The organism is Chitinophaga sp. CF118 (genome assembly GCF_900112615.1).
Classification (GTDB): Bacteria; Bacteroidota; Bacteroidia; order Chitinophagales; family Chitinophagaceae; genus Chitinophaga.
In genome coordinates this window covers 184319-198966 of sequence record NZ_FOMK01000010.1, presented here as the reverse complement: position 1 = coordinate 198966, position 14648 = coordinate 184319, and the positions used below count along the sequence as shown (strand labels likewise).

Below are 14648 nucleotides of genomic sequence, written 5' to 3'. Positions count from 1 at the left end.
AAAGCCTTAGATCCAGACAAAAGACATCGTAGTGAGTCTATTGGTTAAACACAAATTGGGCATAGGTTGAACAGTTATATACTTTATGAGAGAAAAATCAATCCATGGAAAGTATGATAAGTGAGGGACCTAAGAAACGAACAAAGGAGTCCTCCTATTCAATCACAGGAGAACTCCTTTAAAAACTTGGAAAATGTCGCGTTGTGGCTGTAACACTTTCCAGTGGACCAGGGAGGCTAATATTACCTCAGGCAAAATTAGGATCATTATCCTAGAAGGCAATCATTCATTTCATTCATTCTCAAAGACTTTGAACAAAATATGCATGGAGAGGATTTAAACTACCAGGGAAAATAGTTACCATCAAAAGTGAATCGCAGATATCGAGGGGTATATACCTATGTAGGAGCCAATTTGAATTGGCTCCTACATAGGTATGCTTACAAAAGTAATTGAAACTGAATAAATTAGATAACTTGTTAGTTACCATCATACAATTGCTCCTGCAGCCACTCAATATTTGTATAGAACTGTCCTTTGTTTTGCAGCACCTGCAGCAATGACGAGGATCTGTTATCAGCAGTTAACGGATAAGTAATGGTAATCATACCATCCTTTCTTAAAATGGTATTGCAGAGATGTTGTATAATAACTCCTGGCGTGTGCTTTACATTATGGGCTGAGAAAGCATAACGGAATAATGGGGAAACAGATACAGGAATGGTCCAAAGATCCTTTTCCTGGAATAATGTGCGGGGCTTATGCCTCCCGGCAGCAATAGCCGGGGCCTGATAAATAAATCCCGCTGCTTTTACTGCCACAGCATCTGCAGCAAGTGTGCCTGCATTCCGGAAACCATAGACCAGCGTGCCTGAGAGGCCCTGTAAAGTGTCTTTCAAGCCTTTTAGCTGTATATGGTCCATATTGCTGCCTTCATGCGCATACAGACCTATTTCATGGCGTGCAGACAATCGCTGTACTAACCCGGAATGTAGTTGGGCCCAATTGATTGTTATAAAGAAGGTACCTCTGACATTGAATTTGTCAAATACGTTTAAGGTGTTTTCTAATCCGGTAGCGGATGAATCGGGTTGACTTTCATCCAGATTTACACTGATCAGCAATTTTCTATTGTGCATGACTACAGAAAGTATAGGTTCTGAATTTAAATATATATAGTACAAGCCCCCCGAACAAAAAAGGCTGTCTCAAAAATTTGAGACAGCCCTACTGTTTTTATTCTATTTATTTCCTATTCCCTTAACAGAAATAAGCGAGAAATTAAGATTAGTCTGCATTCACTTTACCTTTCACTTTTGCTATTTCCTCTTCAGCGATGCTGTTAGGAGCTGGTGAATAGTGAGAGAACTCCATAATGGAAGATGCACGACCGGAAGACATTGAACGCAGTTGGGTTACATAACCAAACATTTCTTTCAATGGCACCTTAGCCTTGATCACCTGTACTCCATTTCTCATTTCCATACCTTCCAACATACCACGACGACGATTCAGGTCACCTGTAACATCACCCATGTATTGATCCGGAGTCTGTACTTCTACTTTCATGATAGGCTCCAGTAATACTGGTTTAGCTTTACGGCCAGCTTCACGGAAAGCAGATTTGGCACACAACTCAAATGACATAGCATCGGAGTCAACCTGGTGGAAGGAACCATCAAACAGACGTACTTTCAGATTATCCAGCGGATAGCCAGCCAGTACACCATTATTCATGGATTGTTCGAATCCTTTCTGTACAGAAGGGATGAATTCTTTAGGGATAGATCCTCCAAAGATATCATTCACGAACTGGAATGATTTACCATCATTTTCCTTCAGCCATTCAGCATCAGCAGGTCCGATTGTAACCTGGATGTCGGCGAATTTACCACGACCACCAGTTTGTTTCTTGTACACTTCACGGTGTTCAATAGTGGTAGTCAGTGCTTCCTTGAATGCTACTTGCGGTGCACCCTGGTTTACTTCTACCTTGAACTCACGACGCATACGGTCAACGATGATTTCCAGGTGCAACTCACCCATACCACTCAGGATGGTTTGACCAGTTTCCTCATCTGTTTTTGCCCTCAGGGTAGGATCTTCTTCTACCAGTTTGGCAATAGCCATACCCATCTTATCCATATCAGCCTGTGTTTTAGGCTCAATGGCAATGTGTATCACCGGTTCAGGGAAGGTCATAGATTCCAGAATGATCGGATGATCTTCGTTACACAGGGTATCACCTGTTTTGATATCTTTAAAACCTACAGCAGCTCCGATATCACCAGCTTCGATGAAATCGATAGGGTTCTGCTTGTTGGCGTGCATCTGCATGATACGGCTGATACGCTCATTCTTACCTGTACGGGTGTTCAGTACATAAGAACCAGCATCCAGGTGACCAGAGTAAGCCCGGAAGAATGCTAGACGACCAACGAAAGGATCTGTCATAATCTTAAAGGCCAGGGCTGCAAATGGTTCCTTTGCATCTGGTTTACGTTCGATTTCTTCACCGTTGTCAGGATTGATACCTTTTACAGCTTCGATATCCATTGGAGAAGGAAGGTAACGACAAACAGCATCCAGCATTTTCTGTACGCCTTTATTCTTGAAGGAAGAACCACACAGCATCGGAATGATCGCGATGTCGATAGTAGCCTTACGGATTGCTTCATGAATTTCAGCTTCGGAGATTGAATTCGGATCTTCGAAGAATTTTTCGAGCAGGCTTTCGTCGTAGTCAGCAACTGCTTCTACTAATTTAGCTCTCCATTCTTCAGCTTCTTCCTTCATATCTTCAGGAATCTCAATTTCCTGGTAAGTAGCACCTTTACCTTCTTCGTCCCAGATAATACCTTTCATAGTGATCAGGTCAACCACACCTTTGAAAGTATCTTCAGCACCAATAGGCAGCATCAGGGGAACAGGATTAGCTCCCAGCATTTCCTTCACCTGTTTTACAACATTCAGGAAGTCAGCACCGGAACGGTCCATTTTGTTAACGAAACCGATACGTGGTACACGGTAACGGTTAGCCTGGCGCCAAACGGTTTCAGACTGAGGTTCAACACCAGATACGGCGCAGAACAATGCTACCAGACCATCCAGTACACGCAGAGAACGCTCTACCTCAACGGTAAAGTCCACGTGACCTGGAGTATCAATGATGTTAAATTTATACTCTTTTGAATCTGGCTGAATCTTTCCCTGTAAAGTGGGGAATTTCCAGAAACAAGTAGTCGCAGCAGATGTAATGGTAATACCTCTCTCCTGCTCTTGTGCCATCCAGTCCATGGTGGCAGCACCTTCGTGCACTTCCCCTATTTTATGGGATTTACCTGTGTAATACAGGATACGCTCTGTGGTAGTGGTTTTACCCGCATCAATGTGCGCCGCAATACCAAAGTTTCTTTGAAATCTTAAGTCTGCCATATAATATTAAAATGACTGTATATAATACAATTTGGGGGGCAAAGGTAGTTTATTTTTACCAATAAATAAAGCGTCCTGTTTTGCCAAATTGTTATTTCCCCGGCTTTCAGGCAACAATTACATTTTTATTACAAAACAGCTCTTCTTCTATACCAGTTTTACTGTAATTCCTGTAATAAACAAAAGCGGGATTATCCAATAACTGGATTCCTGCCCAATTCATACATGATCTATCAGACTATAAGTGTTTTAACAGTTTACAACACTGGGATTTCTTTGAACTAAACAATGATATAAACAGCTCTTAAACGGGAGGTAAACAGGAGGTAAACAGGTATTAAGCGAACAAACACCTGTTTACCTCCTGTTTACCTCCCGTTTAAGAGCTGTCAAAACTACCAGACAACTGCCAATTGTCCCGATTGGGTTATTCGGAATTACATGGTTTATTATTATGACTTGATATGGTATAAATAAAATAAGGAAACACCCCGGATTTATTCCGGGGTGTTTCCTTTATATCTTTATAAACCATCTACCTTGCGGCAGGAGATTTTAAATCCTGAAGTGGGAGAATGCCTTGTTAGCTTCAGCCATACGGTGAGTATCTTCTTTCTTTTTGAAAGCAGCACCTTCACCTTTACTTGCAGCTACGATTTCGTTAGCCAGTTTCTCAGCCATGCTCTTTCCATTCCTTTCACCTGCAAAACGGATCAACCATTTCATACACAGGGAGATCTTTCTGTCAGGACGAACCTCAGCAGGGATCTGGAAGGTAGCACCACCAATACGACGGCTTCTAACTTCTACAGCAGGAGTTACGTTCACCAGAGCTTTTTTCCAAACCTCATAACCATTATCACCGGTTATCTGGCTTACTCTGTCGATCGCATCATAAAATATCCTAAAGGCAATGCTTTTTTTGCCCTGTTCCATCACGTTGTTAACAAACCGGGTTACCTGTTTGTCGTTAAAGCGCGGATCCGGAGCCAGAGGCATTTTTTTTGCGGCTTGCTTTCTCATTTTATCTGAAAAATTTCAACTATTTATAATGTATTATTTCTTTGCCTTTTCCTTCTTCGTACCATATTTGGAACGGCTCTGTTTCCTATCCTTCACACCGGCAGTATCCAGAGATCCACGTACAATATGATAACGTACACCTGGCAGATCTTTTACCCTACCACCGCGAATTAACACGATAGAGTGTTCCTGCAGATTGTGTCCTTCACCTGGTATGTAAGCGATCACTTCCACTTTATTTGTCAAACGCACTTTCGCTACCTTACGTAGTGCAGAGTTAGGCTTCTTAGGTGTAGTAGTGTACACACGTGTACAAACACCACGGCGCTGCGGACAGCTATCTAAAGCCCTGGACTTGGATTTAGCCCGGATAATTTCTCTTCCTTTTCTTACTAATTGCTGTATAGTAGGCATTCTACCTAAGTTTTTTTTTCTGTCGGTTTACAATGACGTCCAAATCACCCAGAATGGGAATTTGGGAGGGCAAAGGTAACCTTCTAGATGTTAATAACAAAATGTTTTGAACATTTTTTTGAACCTCTGGCTATTAATTACCGGAAAGGGCTCCTGTAATCATCTTCCATTCCTCTTTTAAAGAGACTTCCGGCATCTTCCGGCCGGCTCGTGCATACCAGTAGCGGGCATTTCCATTATCGCCCTCCTCCCTGTGGAGATAGGCATGGATCCAGGCTGCTGTATCATCATCCACATGTTCTATAATATCATGTGCCTTTTGCCAGTTGCCTTTTCCATCCCACCAAAGTGCCTGTAAGTAAGCCGTTAACCCTTGCGGCGGCGTTTCCTGGCTCAGAGATGTTATAAAATCTGCTAATGTCATGACCGCGAAGGTAGCAATTATAGCCTGGTAATTTTATAATTCCAGTTGCGGGTATCTTCAGCTCTGCCGGTGCGGATAGCATCCAGACGCTCAATAACTTCCGCTCCTACTGAATATTTAGTAGTATCCAGCTTGATCTGGTGCTCCTTATAATCTAACTGCTCCACATAGGCTACGCTGGAAGCTGTACCGGTGCCAAACACTTCTCTCAAAGTACCTGCCTTCCATGCAGTTACTACTTCTTCTATAGATACCGGTCTTTCCTCTACAGTAAGCCCCATATCTGATAAAATATCTATTACACTGGCTCTTGTTACCCCTGCCAGGATAGTACCCTGTGTTAGATCCGGAGTAATGGCTTTATTGCCGATGATGGCAAATACATTCATAGTGCCGCACTCCTGCAACTGTTTGAATTCCAAACCATCTACCCACAGAATCTGGTCATATCCCTGTTTTTTGGCCTGCATAGTAGGGTACATAGTTCCGCCGTAATTACCGGCAGCCTTGGCATATCCTACACCACCAGGAAAGGCACGTATATATTTATCCTGCACCAATAATTTAATAGGTTTATTAAAATAAGGACCGGCAGGAGAATTAATGATGACAAATTTATATGTATCAGAAGGCTTTACACCAATAAACTCATCTGCGGCTATCATAAAAGGACGCAGGTACAAAGAACACCCTTTATTAGACGGTACCCAATCCCGGTCAGCATTGATAAGCAAATCCATTCCTCCAATAAACAGCCATTCAGGAACTGTTGGCATTCCCATTCTTTCAGCGGATGTGTTAAAACGTGCATAATTATCATATGGACGGAAAATCATTGGTTCTCCATCCTGATCTTTATATGCCTTGATTCCTTCAAAAATGGCCTGCCCATAATGCCAGGCAGCATTGGAAGGACTAACAGACAAATGCTGGAAAGGTAATATTTCCGCATTTTTCCATTCATGCCCGTCAAAATCAGCAACCAACATATGGTCTGCATATTTCTTACCAAATACCAGGTTATTAAAGTCTATTTCGCCAATCCTGCTTTCCTTGGTCAGATTCAGCTTTATTTTCCTTAATGCTTCCTCCTGTACTGTTTTTGTTATTGGATTCTCTACTGCCATCATACTAAGTAATTATTTTTGTTTTGATGTATTTTAGCTTTGCCCCGTGAACTGATTTGCCGGCGAAGATTTAAATTATGCACTGATGCCTGTTTAATCTAAAGTCGTAAATCTAAAATTGAATACACTTACATTTGCTCTCTGTGAAATGCAAATAAACTGTTTTTTCCCCAAGGCGGGGCCTTTACGTTTAACTTAAACAATATACACATGTCTCTTGATCAAGTACAACTGGATCCTTACCTGTTAGCCAGGATATTCACCCAGCCTATTGTTCCGGGGAAAAACAGACCGGTTCCACAGGCTCCGGCGGCACCTCCTAAAGTGAAATTTTTAGGAGAAAATCAAAAAAACATCGCTCTCTTAATACAAAATGAAAGTGAGGCATACTTAAATGATGAATTATTTAATTTGCTCACTAATATATTAAATGCCTGTAAACTTGGGATGCAGGACATTGCACTTATAAATATAGCCCAATATGATGCAATGCCATTTACAGCGTGGCAAACCGCCATTCCAATGAAACAAACTGTTTTGTTCGGGATACCTCCTGCTTCTATGGGGCTGGAGAGCATTCCAACTTATCAGGTGGTACAGGTAAGCGGATGCCAACTGCTCTATTCTGATCCACTACAGGATATTTCCCAGGATAAAGCTTTAAAAGGAAAATTGTGGGTAGGTTTAAAACAACTTCTGAACGTTTAAGTAATATGACTCTGGTATTTGCCACCAATAACGAAAATAAAGTAAAAGAGATCCGGGCTGTACTTGGAGACAGCTTTTCCATTATCACACTGCAGGAAGCCGGTATCGATATCGATATTCCGGAACCTCACGATACCCTGGAAGCCAATGCAACGGAAAAATCGGTCACTATTAATAAGATGACAGGTAAAAATTGCTTTTCGGAAGATACCGGCCTGGAAATTCCAGCACTGCACGGAGCTCCGGGAGTACTCTCTGCCCGTTATGCAGGGGAACAAAAATTGGCTGATGATAACATCACCAAAGTGCTGCATGAATTACAAGGCAATGAGGATCGTAAAGCCAATTTCAGAACAATCATATCCCTGATACTGGAAGGAAAAGAATACCAGTTTGAAGGAATCTGCTCCGGTACCATACTGAAAGAGCGCAAAGGTGGCAAAGGATTTGGTTATGATCCCATATTTGTTCCGGATGGTACAAACAAAACATTTGCCGAAATGGATCTGACAGAGAAAAGCCAATATAGCCACCGGGCAAAAGCGTTTCATAAATTGGTAAACTTCCTGAAAAAAAATCATATAAATGGCTAGAGTAAGATTAGATATGCCGGAGCGCATGAACTTTACCACCCAGATACAAGTGACCATAAATGATGTAAACTATGGCGGACACGTGGGTAATGATTCCATACTGTCCATTATCCATGAAGCACGGATCCGTTTCCTGGCCTCCCTGGGTTATAAAGAACTGGACAAAGAAAATGGTATAGGACTGATCATGTCCGATGCTGCTATTTCATATAAAGGAGAAGGCTTTCATGGCGATATATTCGACATCGCCGTTAGTGTTGCCGATATCTCCTCTTTCGGGTTTGACATTTACTACCGCATCACCACAACCCGTGATGACAAAACAATTGTTATTACTGAAGCTAAGTCAGGCATGATCTACTTTGATTATAACGAACATAAAGTAGGACGGCTGCCAGATGCCTGGAAACAAAAACTGACATTATAAATATAACGCATGGAAATAGCTAACCTGACAACAATTATTGAACAACGCCGGAATATCAAACCATTCAGCATGAATGGTAAAAAAATACCCGACGAACAGATCCAACAATTATTAGAACTGGCCAACTGGGCTCCTACTCATGGCTATACTGAACCCTGGTATTTTGCAGTATTCGCAGGGGATGCCGTAAAACGTTTCTGTGCAGATCATGCAGAAATATATAAGGCCAATACACCTGCAGAGAAGTTTATACAGGGCAATTATGAAAAATTGCAACAACAGGGCGATCTCGCATCTCACTTGATTGCTATCTGTATGAAAAGAGGTACTAAACCCGGAATCCCGGAACTGGAAGAAATCGTAGCCGTAGGTTGTGCTGCACAGAATATGTGGCTGGGCGCTACAGCTTTAGGACTCGCGGGCTATTGGGGATCAGGTGGAATGACCTTGCACCCTGCAATGAAAGAATATCTTTCTCTCCGCGAAGAAGATAAAGTACTCGGATTGTTTTACCTGGGATATACAGATGAACCCATTCCGGAAGGCCGCAGACTGAAACCATTAGAAGAAAAAGTGAAGTGGGAAAAATAGATTATTAAAGATGGAACTGATCGCTCAGTTCCATCTCTTTCAGATTCTTAATTAAAATTGTTTGTCATGCATCTCCCTCCAGCCCCAGCAGAAGAGCATCCAAATCAGGAAATTATATAGTAAATATTACTATATTTGCAAAGTAGCCTTGCTTTAAAATTCATCGCTGTATGCGACTTATTCTGTTACTGTTTTCTGGGATATTTTCCTTTGCGGTATGTAATGCACAACTGATGCAGAGCCCTGATAAAGCATTTGACCTGGCCAGACAGACAGGCAAAAAAGTCATGCTGGTATTTTCCGGTTCTGACTGGTGTATTCCCTGTATACAATTCAATAAAAAGATATTATCTGATAGTAGTTTCCTGCGCTATGCGGGCAACAACCTGGTATTGCTGGAAGCCGACTTCCCCCAACGTAAAAAGATAGCCACCCCCCTCCGTTTAAAATACGATTCCCTGGCAGCTGTCTTTAATCCGGAAGGTGCTTTTCCTCATGTGGTGCTGCTAAGCCCGGAAAAACAATTTATAAAAGATGTTCCTGTGGGGCAACAGACTCCTAACGATTTCATCAACACCATCAAACAACTGCTCAAGTAAATATATGCAGGACAGCAGGCTTCATATCCGGTTAATGGGTTCCGACTTTGAACTGATAACAACGGATGCTGCACCGCAACGCTTGCTTGATGGCGTGGTAGAAATCAAAAGGATTGAAGCATTACTCACCGAATTCAATGATACTTCCGTAACAGCACAACTAAATGCCAACGCAGGCATGCAGCCAGTCACCGTACCATCTGAAGTATATCAGTTGGTACAGCGTTGCCTGCATCTGAGCGCCATTACCCAGGGGGCTTTTGATATCTCTGCTGGTGCACTCAAACGCCTGTTCAATTTCAAACAGCCTGATCTGCAATGGCCAGAAGCTTCCGCACTGAAACAGGCATTGCAACAAACCGGTTACCGGTATATTACATTGGCCAACAACAACCAGATCTTCCTGCAAAAGAAAGGAATGCACATTGGTTTTGGCGCTATAGGGAAAGGATATGCGGCAGATAAGGTAAAGGCATTGTGGATAGCTGCCGGGGCAACCAGCGGTGTGATAAATGCCAGCGGTGACCTTACCGCCTGGGGCACACAAGCAGACGGTTCTCCCTGGAAAATTGGGATTGCCCATCCGGATGATCCCACAAAAATGTTATTGTGGCTTCCCATACAAAATGCATCTGTTGCTACTTCGGGCAACTATGAACAATATATTGAAAAAGATGGCATCCGCTATTCGCACAATATAGATCCCCGTACAGGGAAACCAGTCCCTTATATTAAAAGTGTGACAGTGATAAGTCCCAGTGCAGAATTATCAGATGCACTGGCCACAGCCGTTACCGTGATGGGACCTTCCGTCGGACTGGATCTTGTTAACCAGCTGCCGGATGTACACTGTATCATTATTGACAGTAAGAACAAAGTATTTCAATCGGAAAACATTCATATACATGCAAAAGCATAACAGCTGCATTTTTGTGGCAGGATTGATAACAGTGTTAATGATACTCCAGGCTTGTGCTACGGTAAAACCTTACCAGCGGCAGTATTTGAATGATGTGAATATGCAATTAGGAAAAGCAGGAATAGATAAAATAGATGAAAGCGCACAGACCTATCGTGAAGGAAGCAGTGGTGGTGGCAGTGGTAAAGGTAGCGGAGGCTGTGGTTGTAACTGATTAGCATGAAAAGAATATTTATTGCGGCTGGATTGCTGATGGCATATCTGACAGCTGCTGCACAAAAAGGAAATGACAGCACGGTATATAAGAAACAATCAATTTCCAGAACGGATATTCAGGCATTGTTCTCTTATTATACACAGGATGGGAATCATTCTGCTGTAACCGGAGGTACAGGCACGGAAGCATTGCAGGTATTTGTATCTGATATTACTGTTACGCGCAAACGTGATTCAATTACTACTCTGCAGCTGAATGCCGGTGTGGATGTAATTACTTCTGCATCTACCGACAATATAGATTTCGTTTTATCCTCTGCCTCCCGCGATGACAGACGCTTTCATATCATGGGAGGATATAACCGCCAGCTAAAAAAGCCACACATCCGTGCAGGCATCAATCTGGGTCTTTCTTTAGAATCTGATTATCTGTCTATACCTATAGGCATTTCTGTATCTCATGATAATGCAACACATAGCCGGCAACTAACAGCCTCTCTGCAATGTTATTTTGATGATCTGCGATGGGGACGCTTTGATCCGGACTACTACAAACCTGAAACACTGGTGTACCCGGAAGAATTACGCTATAAGGAATGGTTCGACATCTACCGGCGACAATCATACAACCTCAGTTTTGCACTTTACCAGGTGGTTAATAAACGGATGCAGTTCGCGATCTATCCTGAACTGGTGTACCAGAAAGGATTACTCTCCACTCCTTTCCATCGGGTATATTTTAAAGATGCGAATACTCTAAAAGTGGAAAACCTGCCCCGCGAAAGATGGAAAGTACCACTAACCGTACAGCTAAACACTTTTATAGACGGTCAGGTGATCCTGCGTACCTATTATTCATTTTACCATGATAATTTTGGCATTACTGCGCATGCGCTACAATTGGAGTTACCTGTAAAAACAAGCCCTTTATTTACACTCTCTCCTCTTGTCCGCCTTTATACACAAAAAGCTTCCAGGTACTTCCAACCTTTTCAAGGACATGATCTGTCCGATGAATACTATACATCCGACTATGATCTGAGCAGCTTTAACAGTTACAAATTGGGTATTACAGCACGATATGCACTTTTTAAACCTATTTTCAGGAATAGTGCCTTTCAGGAAATCGGATTGCGGTATTCCTTTTATAAACGCACAGATCAGCTATCAGCCCATATGCTGTCTTTGCTACTTGACTTCAGACATACCAGGTAATAGTTCTGGCATAGTGTATGATATACCCATAACATAGGCTTATTCATTAAAAATCAAATGATATGAAAAACTTACAACTGACATTGCTCTGCTTTGCCATCATATTATTGAGCAGCTGCGAAGTAATAGGGGGGATTTTTAAGGCTGGTGTGTGGACTGGTATAATTGCTGTAGCTTTTGTAGTGTTTCTGATTATATTTCTTATATCACGCGGCAGGAAATAATAGGGCTTTCTTTTTAACCGGTCTCTAAATTTCAGCCAGCTCTCAATCACTATCATTACTGATAAATCCTTTGGCATAATATTCCTGCTGGATCTTGCTCCATATCCATGCACGCCCTTTACCCGACTTTAATAACCACTCCCGCTTCATTGCAGCTGGCTTGTCCTCAAAAATTTCGAGGTAGATTACTTCCCATGGTCGGTATTGAAGCGTCCAGCGCTGACGACCATGTATATTGTGGAAGTGAAATCTTTTAACAAGGTTTGTAGTATGCCCTGTATAAATCTTCTCATTACTTCGGGAAAATAGGATATATACGATATACATAGGTACGGTTATGCCAGAAAATAAAAAAGTTACCCTGGTGGGGTAACCTTTTATCTGTAACTATTGACAGCGCTTCAAAGATACTCATTTTATCCTGGCAAGCCGGGCATAAATTTCTATCATTCCTGCCTGCCCAAGCAGGTCCTTATCTGGCCGGGGGCCTACCAGGTTATTTTTATCCCGTTCTGTTTCCCATACTTTATCAGCATCCACCTGCATTGCATTGATATACTTTCTGTTATGATCTACTGCATACAATGCCTCATATCCTCTCAGCAGTACTGCATTAAACCAGTAAGAAGAAGGTAAGCGGTCATTATGGAAAAACCAGGCATAAGTCGCAGCAGCTATACGTTGCGCTTCTGCCAGGTATTTTTTATCGTGGGTAATATTATACAGTTTTACATTGGATTCCAGCATTGTACCCGAATTGTAAGTATACTTAGCAGAATCTATTTTGTTGTTATGACGTACCCTGATGGCATCCCAATATATTCCACTGGCCGATTGCAGATACTTATTCGTCCAGGTATATAACAACAATGCGGTATCCAGGTAAGGCTTTTTATGCGTTACCTGGTACATTTGCAGGGCAACCAGTATTGCAGGCCCGTTCGAACAGGTATTCTTAGTATTCTTATCCCCTTCTTTCCAATATAATCCACCCCCACTAATAGTATCATAACCCGTCATCATAAACCGGTAAATCTCCATTCCTTTTTCCAGGAACCATTTCTTTTTTGTGCGCTCATATGCATCGAGGTAAGCAATTCCTATCCACTGATTATCATCATAAAAACGATCTCCTCCTTTCTCTTTCACCACATAGGAATCATATCCGGGCGCAGGTGCTTTGGGATTATAATAGGCATTGATGGCATTAATTACCGGGGACATATATTGCTTTCCGGGGTGTAATGCCTCCAGTTCATTGGTAGCTTGTACCATTCCGCACATTCCCCATAGAAAGGTATGTGGGTTTTCATTTTTTGATTTATTGATTGTTTCCAGGTACAACTTTGTTTCCGGATTGTACAAATATGTATTTACTGCCTGCAGCAAAGCTTCCGCATGTTCGGCATTCTGACCGAAGGTGGTATTAACGCACAGCAAAAGAAAGAAAGACCCTAAGTTTTTCAGCATGATTGTTTGATTTAAGACCTGTAAAAAATAAATAAAGAGGGGTGACAGTCAATACAATAAAAATAAAAAGGAGGCTGTATCGGACATCTGATACAGCCTCCATATAAATATCTGAAATTAATTAACCAGATTCAACTCTTTTAACCTGGCAACCGCTTCTATTAACATCGCTCCACTCAATTGTGTAGTGAGGTCAGTTGTTGTTGCTTTTGTTGTCCAGTTGGTATTGAAAAGCATCTGCGGACGGGAGGCGCCCTGCAACCATAATGTTTCTGCATTCAGCTTCAGGAAGCTGATATACTTCGCCGCATCTGTATTGCTCAGGTTACCATCTGTAATGAGTAACATCATGTACCGCACCAGGATCCCTTTGAACAATCCACCATCTCCGCCGCCTTCATCTTTCAGAATATTGTTGCTGCTGAAATCTCCTGCCAGTGAATTACCCGCAGTTTTTACAGCATCTGCCAGATAAGTCTGATCACCGGTAATCTTATAGAGTTCCACGCCTGCTCCGATGAAAACACCCTGGTTGTAAGTGAACTTCCAATCCTTGTTGGTGCCTGTAGCATCCAGCCCATCCCATACCAGTCCTGTAACCGGATCTATCAGGTTATCTTTCTGCCACTGGTATATCTTCTTCGCCCAGCCGAGATCTTCGCCGTTACGGTTCAACTGGTAGATGCGGGAAGCAATTATACTTGCAGGAGCATTGGCCGGCGTATTTTTGTTTTGCCTGTCTTTGTTCCAATAAATACCACCACCGAAAGTATCATCCCATCCCCCTTTAATATCATTCCACAGCAATTCTGCGGTAGTTTTATAACGATCATCGCTGGTAGCTTCATAGGCCCGCAGGCAGGCCAATGTCATCCATTCCATATCATCATAATAGTGATTAATATAGGTCGCTCCGTTCTTTGCTTTCATACCGTCCAACAGTTCATCCATTCTTGTTTTGATGGCGGCATCATTAGTACGCAGGTAAGCATCCACCAGTACATCCAATGCATGTGCATTAGGCCAGTAGTTGAAGGTGGCATCCCCTGCATTATTTTTATTGAAGTATTTACCGCTCTGATTATAAAAACCACTAACCAATGCCGTGGAAGTAGAATCCGCAATCAAAGGCCAGTTATATACATAGCTGGTTTGCCCTGCACCTGGCCCCGGACCATCATCTACCGGTTCTTTCAGGCAGGACGTAAAGGCGGTAACCAGTGTGAATAATATAAAGAGTTTACGCATATGCCAATTAGTTTG

At 42.3% G+C, this 14648-nt stretch carries 17 protein-coding genes; 8 read left to right on the top strand and 9 right to left on the bottom strand.

Annotated elements, in window-relative coordinates; genetic code table 11:
* Positions 1-479: 479 nt before the first annotated feature.
* The 6 genes from BM176_RS27300 to BM176_RS27275 all read right to left on the bottom strand — a co-directional run bounded on the left by BM176_RS27300 (position 480) and on the right by BM176_RS27275 (position 6426).
* Positions 480-1139 carry a polysaccharide deacetylase family protein gene (locus BM176_RS27300; RefSeq protein ID WP_090107580.1) on the bottom strand — a complete coding sequence of 220 codons (660 nt, stop codon included), beginning with the start codon at positions 1137-1139 and terminating at the stop codon, positions 480-482.
* Between the two features lie 148 nt (positions 1140-1287).
* Positions 1288-3435: an elongation factor G gene (gene fusA, locus BM176_RS27295; RefSeq protein ID WP_090107579.1), complete on the bottom strand. Its 2148-nt coding sequence runs from the start codon at positions 3433-3435 to the stop codon at positions 1288-1290.
* A gap of 555 nt (positions 3436-3990) precedes the next feature.
* Positions 3991-4458 (bottom strand): 30S ribosomal protein S7, encoded by a 468-nt coding sequence (rpsG, locus tag BM176_RS27290; RefSeq protein ID WP_089782461.1) that lies wholly within the window; start codon positions 4456-4458, stop codon positions 3991-3993.
* A 33-nt stretch (positions 4459-4491) separates the two neighbouring features.
* Positions 4492-4872, bottom strand: coding sequence for a 30S ribosomal protein S12 (rpsL, locus tag BM176_RS27285; protein ID WP_012789278.1), 381 nt, complete (start codon positions 4870-4872; stop codon positions 4492-4494).
* 133 nt (positions 4873-5005) lie between these two features.
* Positions 5006-5296 (bottom strand): hypothetical protein, encoded by a 291-nt coding sequence (locus BM176_RS27280; RefSeq protein WP_090107578.1) that lies wholly within the window; start codon positions 5294-5296, stop codon positions 5006-5008.
* Positions 5297-5313: 17 nt separating this feature from the next.
* Positions 5314-6426: a branched-chain amino acid aminotransferase gene (locus BM176_RS27275; protein ID WP_255373596.1), complete on the bottom strand. Its 1113-nt coding sequence runs from the start codon at positions 6424-6426 to the stop codon at positions 5314-5316.
* Between the two features lie 207 nt (positions 6427-6633).
* Between BM176_RS27275 and BM176_RS27270 the strand changes: the two genes are divergently transcribed.
* The 8 genes from BM176_RS27270 (at position 6634) to BM176_RS27235 (ending at position 11691) form a co-directional block, all read left to right on the top strand.
* Positions 6634-7131 (top strand): hypothetical protein, encoded by a 498-nt coding sequence (locus BM176_RS27270; protein WP_090107577.1) that lies wholly within the window; start codon positions 6634-6636, stop codon positions 7129-7131.
* Complete coding sequence (gene rdgB / locus BM176_RS27265) at positions 7098-7724, top strand: RdgB/HAM1 family non-canonical purine NTP pyrophosphatase (RefSeq protein ID WP_255373595.1); 627 nt, start codon at positions 7098-7100, stop codon at positions 7722-7724. The genes BM176_RS27270 and rdgB overlap by 34 nt, the downstream gene beginning before the upstream one ends.
* Positions 7717-8151 carry an acyl-CoA thioesterase gene (locus BM176_RS27260; protein ID WP_090107575.1) on the top strand — a complete coding sequence of 145 codons (435 nt, stop codon included), beginning with the start codon at positions 7717-7719 and terminating at the stop codon, positions 8149-8151. The genes rdgB and BM176_RS27260 overlap by 8 nt, the downstream gene beginning before the upstream one ends.
* Positions 8152-8160: 9 nt before the next feature.
* Positions 8161-8742: a nitroreductase family protein gene (locus BM176_RS27255; RefSeq protein WP_090107574.1), complete on the top strand. Its 582-nt coding sequence runs from the start codon at positions 8161-8163 to the stop codon at positions 8740-8742.
* 170 nt (positions 8743-8912) lie between these two features.
* On the top strand, positions 8913-9341 hold the full coding sequence (locus BM176_RS27250) for a thioredoxin family protein (protein WP_090107573.1): 429 nt from the start codon (positions 8913-8915) through the stop codon (positions 9339-9341).
* A gap of 4 nt (positions 9342-9345) precedes the next feature.
* Positions 9346-10260, top strand: a complete 915-nt coding sequence (locus tag BM176_RS27245) for an FAD:protein FMN transferase (protein WP_090107572.1) — start codon at positions 9346-9348, stop codon at positions 10258-10260.
* Positions 10247-10474, top strand: a complete 228-nt coding sequence (locus tag BM176_RS27240; protein WP_090107571.1) for a DUF4266 domain-containing protein — start codon at positions 10247-10249, stop codon at positions 10472-10474. Before BM176_RS27245 ends, BM176_RS27240 begins: the two co-directional genes overlap by 14 nt.
* A 5-nt stretch (positions 10475-10479) precedes the next feature.
* The gene (locus BM176_RS27235) at positions 10480-11691 is read left to right on the top strand and encodes a DUF3570 domain-containing protein (RefSeq protein ID WP_090107570.1); all 1212 of its coding nucleotides are present in this window, start codon (positions 10480-10482) and stop codon (positions 11689-11691) included.
* Positions 11692-11957: 266 nt separating this feature from the next.
* Here BM176_RS27235 and BM176_RS27225 read toward each other — a convergent pair whose 3' ends face one another.
* The 3 genes from BM176_RS27225 to BM176_RS27215 form a co-directional block, all read right to left on the bottom strand.
* Positions 11958-12242 (bottom strand): GIY-YIG nuclease family protein, encoded by a 285-nt coding sequence (locus BM176_RS27225; RefSeq protein WP_090107568.1) that lies wholly within the window; start codon positions 12240-12242, stop codon positions 11958-11960.
* Positions 12243-12326: 84 nt separating this feature from the next.
* Positions 12327-13385, bottom strand: a complete 1059-nt coding sequence (locus tag BM176_RS27220; RefSeq protein WP_090107567.1) for a glycoside hydrolase family 76 protein — start codon at positions 13383-13385, stop codon at positions 12327-12329.
* A gap of 117 nt (positions 13386-13502) precedes the next feature.
* On the bottom strand, positions 13503-14633 hold the full coding sequence (locus BM176_RS27215; protein WP_090107566.1) for a glycoside hydrolase family 76 protein: 1131 nt from the start codon (positions 14631-14633) through the stop codon (positions 13503-13505).
* Between the last annotated feature and the right edge of the window lie 15 nt (positions 14634-14648).

Excerpts from the sequence above, each read along its gene's own strand:
- BM176_RS27300 (WP_090107580.1), bottom strand. The coding sequence starts at position 1,139 with ATGCACAATAGAAAATTGCTGATCAGTGTAAATCTGGATGAAAGTCAA.
- fusA (WP_090107579.1), bottom strand. The coding sequence starts at position 3,435 with ATGGCAGACTTAAGATTTCAAAGAAACTTTGGTATTGCGGCGCACATT.
- rpsG (WP_089782461.1), bottom strand. The coding sequence starts at position 4,458 with ATGAGAAAGCAAGCCGCAAAAAAAATGCCTCTGGCTCCGGATCCGCGC.
- rpsL (WP_012789278.1), bottom strand. The coding sequence starts at position 4,872 with ATGCCTACTATACAGCAATTAGTAAGAAAAGGAAGAGAAATTATCCGG.
- BM176_RS27280 (WP_090107578.1), bottom strand. The coding sequence starts at position 5,296 with ATGACATTAGCAGATTTTATAACATCTCTGAGCCAGGAAACGCCGCCG.
- BM176_RS27275 (WP_255373596.1), bottom strand. The coding sequence starts at position 6,426 with ATGATGGCAGTAGAGAATCCAATAACAAAAACAGTACAGGAGGAAGCA.
- BM176_RS27270 (WP_090107577.1), top strand. The coding sequence starts at position 6,634 with ATGTCTCTTGATCAAGTACAACTGGATCCTTACCTGTTAGCCAGGATA.
- BM176_RS27260 (WP_090107575.1), top strand. The coding sequence starts at position 7,717 with ATGGCTAGAGTAAGATTAGATATGCCGGAGCGCATGAACTTTACCACC.
- BM176_RS27255 (WP_090107574.1), top strand. The coding sequence starts at position 8,161 with ATGGAAATAGCTAACCTGACAACAATTATTGAACAACGCCGGAATATC.
- BM176_RS27250 (WP_090107573.1), top strand. The coding sequence starts at position 8,913 with ATGCGACTTATTCTGTTACTGTTTTCTGGGATATTTTCCTTTGCGGTA.
- BM176_RS27245 (WP_090107572.1), top strand. The coding sequence starts at position 9,346 with ATGCAGGACAGCAGGCTTCATATCCGGTTAATGGGTTCCGACTTTGAA.
- BM176_RS27240 (WP_090107571.1), top strand. The coding sequence starts at position 10,247 with ATGCAAAAGCATAACAGCTGCATTTTTGTGGCAGGATTGATAACAGTG.
- BM176_RS27235 (WP_090107570.1), top strand. The coding sequence starts at position 10,480 with ATGAAAAGAATATTTATTGCGGCTGGATTGCTGATGGCATATCTGACA.
- BM176_RS27225 (WP_090107568.1), bottom strand. The coding sequence starts at position 12,242 with ATGTATATCGTATATATCCTATTTTCCCGAAGTAATGAGAAGATTTAT.
- BM176_RS27220 (WP_090107567.1), bottom strand. The coding sequence starts at position 13,385 with ATGCTGAAAAACTTAGGGTCTTTCTTTCTTTTGCTGTGCGTTAATACC.
- BM176_RS27215 (WP_090107566.1), bottom strand. The coding sequence starts at position 14,633 with ATGCGTAAACTCTTTATATTATTCACACTGGTTACCGCCTTTACGTCC.